The organism is Butyrivibrio sp. NC3005, assembly GCF_000424545.1.
GTDB lineage: Bacteria > Bacillota > Clostridia > Lachnospirales > Lachnospiraceae > Butyrivibrio.
In genome coordinates this window covers 20,562-31,363 of sequence record NZ_AUKC01000048.1, presented here as the reverse complement: position 1 = coordinate 31,363, position 10,802 = coordinate 20,562, and the positions used below count along the sequence as shown (strand labels likewise).

The 10,802-nt window shown below is 35.0% G+C and carries 8 protein-coding genes; 4 read left to right on the top strand and 4 right to left on the bottom strand.

The genetic code is table 11. From position 1 onward, the window contains the following. Positions 1–517 precede the first annotated feature (517 nt). The 3 genes from G634_RS20445 (at position 518) to G634_RS0112440 (ending at position 4,603) form a co-directional block, all read left to right on the top strand. A complete protein-coding gene (locus G634_RS20445; RefSeq protein ID WP_051233946.1) occupies positions 518–1,810 on the top strand; it encodes a glycosyltransferase in 1,293 nt (430 codons plus the stop codon). Positions 1,811–1,822: 12 nt separating this feature from the next. Further along, a complete protein-coding gene (locus tag G634_RS0112445) occupies positions 1,823–3,013 on the top strand; it encodes a glycosyltransferase family protein (protein WP_026505563.1) in 1,191 nt (396 codons plus the stop codon). 138 nt (positions 3,014–3,151) lie between these two features. Further along, on the top strand, positions 3,152–4,603 hold the full coding sequence (locus G634_RS0112440; protein ID WP_026505562.1) for a hypothetical protein: 1,452 nt from the start codon (positions 3,152–3,154) through the stop codon (positions 4,601–4,603). Positions 4,604–4,667: 64 nt separating this feature from the next. Here G634_RS0112440 and guaB read toward each other — a convergent pair whose 3' ends face one another. Continuing rightward, positions 4,668–6,125, bottom strand: coding sequence for an IMP dehydrogenase (gene guaB / locus G634_RS0112435; RefSeq protein WP_026505561.1), 1,458 nt, complete (start codon positions 6,123–6,125; stop codon positions 4,668–4,670). A gap of 76 nt (positions 6,126–6,201) precedes the next feature. Next, a complete protein-coding gene (locus G634_RS0112430; protein ID WP_026505560.1) occupies positions 6,202–6,726 on the bottom strand; it encodes a DUF6106 family protein in 525 nt (174 codons plus the stop codon). A 490-nt stretch (positions 6,727–7,216) separates the two neighbouring features. Here G634_RS0112430 and G634_RS0112425 point away from each other — a divergent pair, with 490 nt between their 5' ends. Beyond that, complete coding sequence (locus G634_RS0112425) at positions 7,217–8,002, top strand: hypothetical protein (protein ID WP_026505559.1); 786 nt, start codon at positions 7,217–7,219, stop codon at positions 8,000–8,002. A 222-nt stretch (positions 8,003–8,224) separates the two neighbouring features. On the opposite strand, the gene G634_RS0112420 is transcribed toward G634_RS0112425, so the two are convergent. Together G634_RS0112420 and G634_RS0112415 are read right to left on the bottom strand one after the other, a co-directional pair. Next, positions 8,225–9,544 (bottom strand): aspartate kinase, encoded by a 1,320-nt coding sequence (locus G634_RS0112420; RefSeq protein WP_026505558.1) that lies wholly within the window; start codon positions 9,542–9,544, stop codon positions 8,225–8,227. Between the two features lie 32 nt (positions 9,545–9,576). After that, the gene (locus G634_RS0112415) at positions 9,577–10,785 is read right to left on the bottom strand and encodes a homoserine dehydrogenase (protein ID WP_035799975.1); all 1,209 of its coding nucleotides are present in this window, start codon (positions 10,783–10,785) and stop codon (positions 9,577–9,579) included. Positions 10,786–10,802: the final 17 nt, after the last annotated feature.

Below are 10,802 nucleotides of genomic sequence, written 5' to 3'. Positions count from 1 at the left end.
AAATTTTGTCCTGCGAAGCAGGATTCTTGCTGATGATTATCCTAAATCTTGGCAAGAAGTCATGACTTCTTGTTGATGATTATCCTTAATCTTGGCTGCACTAATATTATTCAATAACATTTTTAGCAATTCTACAAAAATTCATCCAAGTAGCTTCTCCTTTCATTTATTAGGCAACCCCACTGCGTTAATATAACAATAACAACTTTTTATTACTGCCACTTATAAACAATAAACAAATCATAACATGTTATTAAAAATGCGTCAAAAAACACCTCATTTTTATGGTAGCAACTTTCATGCAAACAACATTCAAGAAGCCACACACTAATTATCACTTTTATGATAAAATATCAATATATAATAATACTTTTGCTTTTTGTAAGGTCCAAATTTGTCGTCAGATTATTTTGGTCGTGCAAAACAGAATTCTTACTGATGATTCTCCTAAATCTTAGTAAAAATTCTGACTTTTTTCTTGAACCATCTTTCATTTATTAAACAGGGAGAGCAATCAGTGTCTAAAGTCAATGAAGCTAAAAACTTCCATAAGGTAGCATTTATTATTTGTTCTTTCGACGATGACTATCTAAACGAATGCCTTTTTTATATAAGCCGGCTTCACATTCCTTTTGGTTTTGCTGTTGAAGTTGTTATAATAGATGATCCTTTCAGTATTGCTTCAGGTTACAATGACGCAATGTGCTCTTGTGATGCCGCTATAAAAATCTATCTATCAGAAAAACTCTTCATTCTTAATCAGAATTTTATCTATGACATAATTGCATGCTTTAGACAAGATTCTGCAATTGGAGCAATCGGAATTAAAGGGGCTTCGTTCATCCAAAAGAGGTCAGATGGTAAAGAAAATTACAACATTGGAGCCTCTTATGTCCAGGATGTTTATTCAGATGTTATTACCCAGGTACGAACTGACAAAAAAGTTAACGAATTTGGAGTCACTCCAAGAGTTCATACAACAGACGAAACACTACTAGTTACAAGATATGACTACCATTGGGAAGAAAGGCTGTATGGCGATTATTTCAATATAGCTTCACAATGTATTATTCTTCGAAAACATAACCATCAAATTGCTATTCCCTACCAAGACTGCATGTGGGCTTTTTATGATGAAGTTCTTGTTAATTCCAATGATTACGAGTTCTGCAAAGCAAAGTTCTATGATTTGTACAAGAACTATTTTGCAGAATTCAGAAATACCGATATCACATCATATAAATCACTTTCAAGTAAAGAGAAGGACAAGCTAGATAAAGAAATCAAAGTCAAAGCAAGTGTATATACAATCTGTAACAGACTTTTAGAATTGGTCAAATCAATGCTCAATGAAAAACAGTATTATCTCGCCTTTAACGCTTTAAAAGATGCTGGAACTGCTATCTGCTATAACAAATTGCTTATAGACATTCACTTTATTTTGGAAATACATCACCTTGAAGACGTTTATGAAATGCTTTTGTTTGCTGATAGTATTGAATGCAAAGAAGATGAATCTTTCTATGAAGCTCTTCTTCACAAATTCAATCTTCTTAAATTCATGATGCGGCGAGTTGCTTTTTCACATATACCTGTAAAAACCATAATGCAACTTATTTTAAAGAACAAATTTTCCATGATTGCCATCATTGTCACTACACTGCATTTTATTCCGGAGGAATATTTTTATATACTCGGAGAACTAGGTCAACTCTTAAAAAAGGAAGATGAAGATGCTTATAGTAAATGGAATACTCTACTTGTTGAAATAACAAAATATGAAGAACAGACAAGTTCCATTATTCATTAAACGAGGTGACAAATGCATTTTTTAACTATCGATGTTGGTTCATATATCCACTATGATATGCTAGAAGCGCTTAAAAATCTTGGTCATAGTTATAAAAATATCGTATATAGCTTTGTTGCATCAACTCCAAGCAGAAACGAGCAACAATACAAAAATAAATATCATAACGAGGAAATAGAATCAATACTTGAAAAAGAATTAAAAAACACAGATTTCGATGCTGTTATAAGCACAAATTTCTATCCGGTTATTGGTATGACTTGCAAAAAATACAATGTGAAATATCTTGCATGGAGCTATGATACTCCATTAAATTTGGATACTGAGGAGGGATTTGATTTAGAAAACGTTTACGTTTTCATGTTTGACCGAGAAGAAACCACTCGTTATAACAAAAAGGGCTATTCAAACTTTTACCATCTTCCGCTTGCTGCTAATTGCAAACGCCTTAATCAATATCCTGTAAAGCCTGAATACTCTCACGAAATAAGCCTTATGGGAAATTTATATCACTCGATGCTACCAGAACTTAGCAGTATTATGTCTGATTACCAAAAGGGTTACCTGAAAGGTATATTCAGTTCACAATTTCCACTTTATGGACTCTATATCGCTGACAGGGTTATAGACGATAAGCTAGTTTCTGAAATAAACACTCACTACAAAACACTTAACAAAAATGCCATACAAATTTCCACAGCTCAGCTAAATTTTGCTTTCGCAATGGAAATTGCTCATGTTGAGCGAATTACTCTCCTTAGACTTCTATCGCAAAGAAGAGATGTTCATTTATACACTTACGAAGTTACAGATTCAGAAAAAGAACTACTAAAAAAAGTCACTATACATCCACCAATTGCTTATGGCATTGATATGCCAAGCTTATTCAAATCAAGCAAAATTAACTTAAATCCTAGTCTTAGAATCATTCGAAGTGCTATTCCTTTACGCGCATTAGACATAATGGGATCAGGAGGTTTTCTTTTCAGCAATTATCAAACAGAGCTTGCCGAGTTCTTTTTAGATGGAAAAGAAGTTGTAATGTATGAAAGCATAGAAGATGCAGTATCCAAGGCTGAGTTTTATTTAAAACACGATGATCTCAGACAAAAAATAGCTGCTAATGGTCACGAAAAAATCATTAAACATTTCCAATTTGAAGACCGTATATTAACAATGATAAAAATTGCAAATATTCACTAGTTTGATATCTTAATCCTTTTTTATTAAATCTCACAAATGATATCTTACTTCAATAAAAGCTATTGTTTTAGCGCTTTACAGTCGATATATACAGTGAAAAGACTAATATTTACAAGCTTTTTGAACTAAGGAGTTTATATGATAATAATCGACAGTAATGCGCTTGAATCCGCAAGACAAGTTTTGGGTTATAATTCGTCCTATGGAAGATTCGAAATTGCAACTAACATGTTCGAAAGAGCTCATGACTTCATTATCGAGAACAATTATGCTATCGCAGTAGATCAATATGGAAATGAGCAATTTGCTATGCGCTTTGATATTACTGCCTATATTCACTCGTACATCTACACCGGAGAACTAGACATGTCACTTCTTAACAGTTATGACTGTCTTATCCTCAATGACTGCAATGATTATGCTATCGAATTGTATGTTACTGCATTAAGGCTATGGGAAGGAAATAGAGTTATCCTGGTTGGAAAAAACTGGCGCTACTTTCTAGATATTATTCCCCATCATCAAGGCGTTGAAACAATTTATGAGGAAAAATTCATTCCTGAAAAAATGGCCAATCACATATTTGCCAAAAAAACTCTGTGTATCATGTATGGAAATCCTCATGCAGAGCCGTTAGACCGTTATAAAAGTCATATATTGTATTATGATGAAGTAATGTTCTTCACATTTCTATTTGCGGATAAAAGAGAATTTGGAAATGAGAATCCCGACAAAAAATTTGTAATCATTGATGCGCGATATGGAAATCTAGGTTTATTTGCCCTTAGATCGCAGGCTATTGCCTATGCACGATATATTAAAGCTAAAGGTTTTATTCCTGTGTTCAACATCCAAAACATACATGGAAGCCTTAGTATTTATCAGGATTATAGAGGTGATGAGATATGGAATAAATTTTTCACACAACCTGAAGAATACACAATTGACAACCTAATAAACAGTAAAAATGTGTATTTCACTCCTGAGTGCTATAATCCGACAGTTATTTCACATATAATGTCAGTGTATAATTCAAGCATAAATTTATCTTGGATAAACGGTCTATACAGTATGAACTTAAAAAATTATATTGAGGAAAGAAAAGATCAGTTTCTACCTTATCCAAACGAAACCTTAGGTGTTCTTGCAAGAGGAACAGATTTTGTTAATGCTCACCTTGATAACCACCCAACTCACGTATCAAAAGAAGTATTAAGAGACAAGATAGAACAGGCTTTAAAAAAATGGAATTTAAAATATATTTATCTTGCAACTGAAGATGAGAGTTATCTAAAATATTTTAAAAAGGAATTTGGAGATATAGTATACTCAACTGATCAACAACGTTTTACCACTAAAGAAAATGAAATGCTTGCAGAAATGCACAGAAAAAGGAAAATAAAAGGAAAAGGTTTTACACTTGGAGCCGAATATATTCTGTCAATACTTCTTCTATCAGAGTGCAACTCCCTACTTGCTTCCGGGTCATGCTCCGGAGTTTCTGCAGCAATAAACATGAATACAGGCAGATATAAAAATATATACGTTCATAAAGACAGTACAGATATTGACAGTCTTATAAAAAATTAGAAAAGAAGGTGCAAATTAGTGGTTAAAATTCCATCTAATTTGCACCTTTAATAATTCTTAATCTTTAGTTATTATCAACACTATAATTTGGAGCTTCCTTAGTGATATGAATATCATGAGGATGGCTCTCACGAAGTGCAGCGGATGTAATCTTAACAAACTGTGCCTTCTCATGAAGTTCTTCAATTGTATTGCATCCACAATAACCCATTCCGGAACGAAGACCGCCAATAAGCTGGAATACTGTATCTTCTACAGATCCCTTGTATGCTACTCTTCCTTCAACACCTTCAGGAACAAGCTTTTTTGCACCTTCCTGAAAATAGCGGTCTCTAGAACCATTGTTCATAGCTGCGATAGAGCCCATTCCACGATAAACTTTATACTTACGTCCCTGATAAAGCTCTGTTGCTCCAGGAGCCTCATCACAACCTGCAAACATTGAACCCATCATTACAACATTTCCACCTGCAGCAATAGCCTTTGTAATATCGCCAGAGAACTTGATTCCTCCATCAGCAATAATCGGAACACCATACTCTTTTGCAACTTCATAACAGTCCATAACAGCAGTTACCTGAGGAACACCGATACCTGCTACAACTCTTGTTGTACAAATAGAACCAGGTCCAATACCGACCTTAACAGCATCTGCGCCAGCCTCAATGAGAGCTTTTGTAGCTTCGCCTGTTGCAACGTTACCAGCAATAACATTAAGTTCTGGAAGGTTCTCTTTAATCATACGTATGCAACGAAGAACATTCTCAGAATGTCCATGAGCACTATCAAGTACTACACAGTCAACTTTAGCATCCATAAGAGCCTTTGCTCTGTCTAATACGTTTGCTGTTATTCCTATAGCTGCACCACAAAGAAGTCTTCCCTGAGAATCTTTAGCCGCAAGAGGATACTTAACAGCTTTCTCTATGTCCTTGATTGTGATAAGTCCAACTAGATTAAAATCCTTATCAACGAGAGGAAGTTTTTCTTTTTTGGAACGGGCAAGAATCATCTTAGCCTCTTCAAGAGTTGTACCAGCAGGAGCCGTCACAAGATTATCTTTTGTCATCACATCTTTTATCTTGCGTGAGAAATCCTCTTCAAATTTAAGGTCTCTGTTTGTGATAATTCCAACAAGCTTTCTACCTTCTGTAATTGGCACACCTGAAATCTTGAATTTAGCCATCAATGAATCTGCATCAGCAAGTGTATGCTCAGGAGAAAGTGAAAAAGGATCAGTAATAACACCATTTTCAGAACGCTTAACCTTATCAACTTCTTCTGCCTGTGCCTCAATTGACATGTTCTTGTGGATAATACCAATTCCACCCTGACGAGCCATAGCTATAGCCATATCATGTTCAGTAACTGTATCCATTCCTGCACTCATCATTGGAATATTAAGATGAATATTTTTAGTAAGCTGTGTACCAAGCTGTACCTGATTAGGAATAACCTGTGAGTACTGAGGTACAAGTAAAACGTCATCAAATGTAATGCCTTCGCCGATAATCTTTCCCATTTCTTTCTCCTGTGTAAAAATCTTAATTATAATCTATGCAGAAAAAACTGCAAAACAACCAATATTCAAAAAACAATCAATCCTTAAATGTCTTTCTTGGTGCTACATTCCAAACAGCAGCTACAAGCTTTTCATTAGGATTCATAATAATCTTTTCTCTTCCGTCATAATACATGACATATCTTGTATCAGGTTTATCAATTACCCCGTTAGAATAATCTCTCACCTGATAGTTCTTATTTTTGTAATCCTCCAAGTGATAAGATGAAATAGGCCCAAAAGCTTCCATTCTCTCTGTCTCATATTTAGCAATTCTCTTACGTCTGCTCTTGTTGAGGATTTTATCTACTGTAATCTCTTTCTCACAATACTGATATTCGTATTCAATATTGGCATTAAGCATTGCGTAGTAACATCCAAAACCAGCCAAAAGTGCAATAATAAGACTTCCAAAAGTTGCTACTGTTCCGCAGGCCGGTGCAATCAAAAAGAAAAACACAGCAGCTAACACACACAGAAAACCACATGCAAATTTCATCATCACAAGCGCAGTCTGAGGTTTTCTCTTTACCATACATTCAACATAATCAAGTTCACCCATTTGTCTTCTCCATTCTCCAAAGCAATTAGACTATTTAGTCAAAACACTCCGGATTTGTTTGCTATAATATTATAATTTTTGATTTCTTTCAAGAGCTTATTCATCCATATAATTTATATCTGATATAAGTATATCTTATATGAACCACAGAAGATTTGCTCTTTTATATGTGGTCTAGTCTATTCCCTCCTTTTACACCACCACTTAAGCCCTTTATTTACATGAGTTTTCCGAAAATAATACGAAAAAGCAATGTACAAAGCCATACTAGTAATTATGCCATAAAATAGAGATTATTTCCCGAATATTTTGGCAATATATTTATTATTTTTTTCTAAACATTTTCTGATTCTTGCTGATGATTATCATAAATCTCAGCAAGAAGTCGTAGCTTTTAACCATTTATCGCGATATAATCGAATAGATGGATTTTATTTGACTATGTTTTTTATTATCATAGTCATATTTTGACTTATTTTAGGAGGTAGTAATGTCTGTTAGAGATGATATCAAAAAGCAACACAAAAAAATACAAAAAAAGGGATTTAAGGCATCCTTAAGTTATTTTTGGGATTACTATAAATTTCACACTGCCGCTGTTATTATAGGAATTCTATTTTTAGCTTTCCTAATTCGAGATGTTGTTTTATCTAAACCTTATGGCTTTTATGCCACTTTGCTTAATGAAACATTTTCTGCAAATGCGCAAAAAATTCAGGATGAATTTGCTGAGTATGCTAAAATCGACACCAGCAAATACGAAGTTTACATTGATACATCAATGTCTATCAACATGTCCGCTCCATCACAATTTGACCTTGCAAACCAACAGAAAATAATGGCAGTTGTTGCCAGTTCAGAGATGGATGTTCTAGTTTCCGACTATAAGATGTTCAAAACTTACGCAGAAAATTCATACATGGCAGATTTATCAACAATTATGAGTTCCGATAAATTAGAAAAATTCAAGGATAAAATCTATTACATTGATCAAGCTGTTATTGATGAAAAGGACAAAGAAAAATTTAATACAAGTTCAGAAAGCACCTCTACAAAAGAACAAGACAATATATCAGATGACGACCAAAAATTTATTCTTCCTGATCCGTCCAACATGAAAAAACCTGTTCCTGTTGGCATAGTCGTTGATAATGCTAGTTATTTTGTTAAAAACAACACCTACGCTGCTACAACTCCAATTTATGGAATTATAGGAAATTCAAAAAATACTGATAAAGCTTTAGCATTTCTTGATTTTATTTACGATAAAAAATAAGTTTGAAAATTTTCAGAGAATGAAGCGACAATTTTGTCAAGACTCGCTCGCGAGTCTTGCGCGCCGGATTCGGGTCTGCTTCAGCAGACAAATTCCTGTCCGAATCCGTGCGCATCCTCGCGGAGCGTTTAACTCAGTCGGAGCTTGTACCCCGACTGAGTATAGTTTGTCATAACCCCCACCTACGCTAACGCTTAGAGGTGGGGGATTTCTCCGACTGAGTTAAATCTGTGTTTCTACGAAAATATCATAAATTGCTTTAATCGCTTTTTCAAAATCACGATTCTCAACACCTATGATAATATTAAGCTCTGATGATCCCTGATCAATCATTCGCACATTGATATTTGCATGTGCAAGTGCAGAAAAGATTCTTCCCGCTGTACCCCTTGTAGACTTCATGCCCCGTCCTACAACAGCAATAAGCGCAAGATCAGCTTCTATCTCCAACATATCTGGCTTTGCCAGTCTGTGAAGTTCACTTACTACTGCCTGTTCTTTACTGATAAACTCATCTTCATGAACAAATACTGTCATTGTATCAATTCCAGATGGCACATGCTCGATAGAGATATCATGATCTTCAAAAGACTGAAGAACTCTTCTAACGAATCCTATTTCAGAATTCATCATATCTTTTTCTACATTAACACAGCAAAAACCTTTTTTGCCTGCAATGCCTGTAATAGTGTACTTGGACTTTTTAGCTGTTGACTCTACAATCCAAGTTCCATCATCATCAGGTGCGTTTGTATTCCTGATATTAATCGGAATTCCTTGCTTTCTAACAGGAAATATTGAATCTTCATGAAGAACTGAAGCACCCATATAAGCAAGCTCTCGAAGCTCTGCATATGTAATCGTCTGAATGCTCTTTGGTTCTTTTATTATTCTTGGATCTGCCACCATAAATCCGCTTACATCTGTCCAGTTCTCATAAACGTCAGCATTTACAGCTCTGGCAACGATAGAACCAGTAATATCAGAACCACCTCTTGAAAAAGTTTTTATACTACCATCAGACTTAGCACCAAAGAATCCCGGAATAACAGCTTTTTCAATCTTATTAAGCTTTGCGCTCATCTTTTCATTTGTCTTTTCAGCATCAAAATTGCCGTTTTTATCAAAAAATATAACTGTGGCAGGATCAACAAAGGTATAACCCAAAAAGCTTGCCATTACTTTTCCGTTCAAGTACTCGCCTCTTGAAGCCGCATAGTCTTTTCCAGCTTTTTCTTTAAAATTTTTCTCAATTTCCTGAAAATCTGCTGTAAGATTTAGAGTAAGCTTAAGTCCTTGAATAATCTCATCATAACGAGCCTTTATTTCCTCTAATTCCTTTGAAAAGTCTTCTCCTTGCTCTGCAAGTGCATAGCAACCATAAAGCATATCTGTAACTTTTCTATCGTTGGAGAATCGTTTTCCAGGAGCTGATGGAACCACATATCTCCTGTCTTTATCACTTTTAATAATTTTACCAACTTTATCAAACTGTTCTGCCGAAGCAAGAGAACTACCGCCAAACTTCACTACCTTTTTCATTTTAAATCCTTTCTAAAAACATATATTTTATCTTATAACTCTCTTAAAAATCCCTTTGTATCCTGCAACACCGCATATTTATTCTTGAAATCTTTTTCAGAAATAAGATCTGTAAGAAAAGCAAATTCTCCAAATACTTTGTTTGTTTCCACAACCTGAATGTTAGCACCAAAAAGTTCCATAGCCTGTTCTCTACTTTTATCTTTGCATCGTACAAAGAAACGGTGAACAAAATTTCCAGTATCGGACAGTTCCGCTTTAATATCATTCAAGTTCACATCAATAAACTTTCCCTTATTAGCAGCTAGTTCAACAAGATCTGCTACTACTGCAGAAGCTGTAGCTTCTTTTCCAGCCCCTTTTCCATAGTACATAGTATTTCCAAGCATATTACTATGCACTACAATCGCATTGTAAACATCATCAACGCTTGCAAGCGGATTCTCCTGATGAATAAGAAACGGAGATACCATTGTAAAAAATCCTGCGTTATTTTTCTTAATCATTCCAAGAAGCTTAATGGACATTCCAAGCGCCTTTGCATATGCAAAATCTTCCTGAGTAATTGCTGTAATTCCTGTTTTATCAATATCTTCATACTTTACATACATTCCGCTAATCAAGGAAGACAGAATTGCTGTCTTTCTGCTGGCATCATAACCTTCAATGTCTGATTCCGGATTTCTCTCTGCGTAGCCTTTATCCTGTGCCTCTTTCAAAACAGTTGAAAAATCTGCGTGATCTCGATTCATTTTAGTCAGAATATAGTTGGTTGTACCATTTAATATTCCTGTAATAGAATCTATTTTTTCATGTCTAAGTGCAGTTCTAAGAGTTCTTAAAATCGGAATTCCTCCGCCGACAGATGCTTCGAACAAATATGCACAGCCGTTTTCTTTTGCAATTTGGACGAGTTCTGGTCCATGAGCAGCAACAAGGTCTTTATTGGATGTGCAGACGCTTTTTCCTTTACTAAGAGCTTTTTTGGTAACTTCATATGGGAAATCAACACCTCCCATCGTTTCACAAATGACATCAATTTCAGGATCATCTAGAATAACATTTACATCATGTACAATTTGTTTCTCATGCGGATCATTTTCAAAATCACGAAGATCAAGAATGTACTTAAGCTCAATTTCCTGCCCTGCGCTTTTATTGACTTCTTCTTTGTTGTCATCCAAAACTTTAACGACTCCGCTGCCTACTGTTCCGTATCCAAGCACTGCTACCTTTGACATATTTTCCTCCATTGTTA

Excerpts from the sequence above, each read along its gene's own strand:
- G634_RS0112445 (WP_026505563.1), top strand. The coding sequence starts at position 1,823 with ATGCATTTTTTAACTATCGATGTTGGTTCATATATCCACTATGATATG.
- G634_RS0112440 (WP_026505562.1), top strand. The coding sequence starts at position 3,152 with ATGATAATAATCGACAGTAATGCGCTTGAATCCGCAAGACAAGTTTTG.
- guaB (WP_026505561.1), bottom strand. The coding sequence starts at position 6,125 with ATGGGAAAGATTATCGGCGAAGGCATTACATTTGATGACGTTTTACTT.
- G634_RS0112430 (WP_026505560.1), bottom strand. The coding sequence starts at position 6,726 with ATGGGTGAACTTGATTATGTTGAATGTATGGTAAAGAGAAAACCTCAG.
- G634_RS0112425 (WP_026505559.1), top strand. The coding sequence starts at position 7,217 with ATGTCTGTTAGAGATGATATCAAAAAGCAACACAAAAAAATACAAAAA.
- G634_RS0112420 (WP_026505558.1), bottom strand. The coding sequence starts at position 9,544 with ATGAAAAAGGTAGTGAAGTTTGGCGGTAGTTCTCTTGCTTCGGCAGAA.
- G634_RS0112415 (WP_035799975.1), bottom strand. The coding sequence starts at position 10,785 with ATGTCAAAGGTAGCAGTGCTTGGATACGGAACAGTAGGCAGCGGAGTC.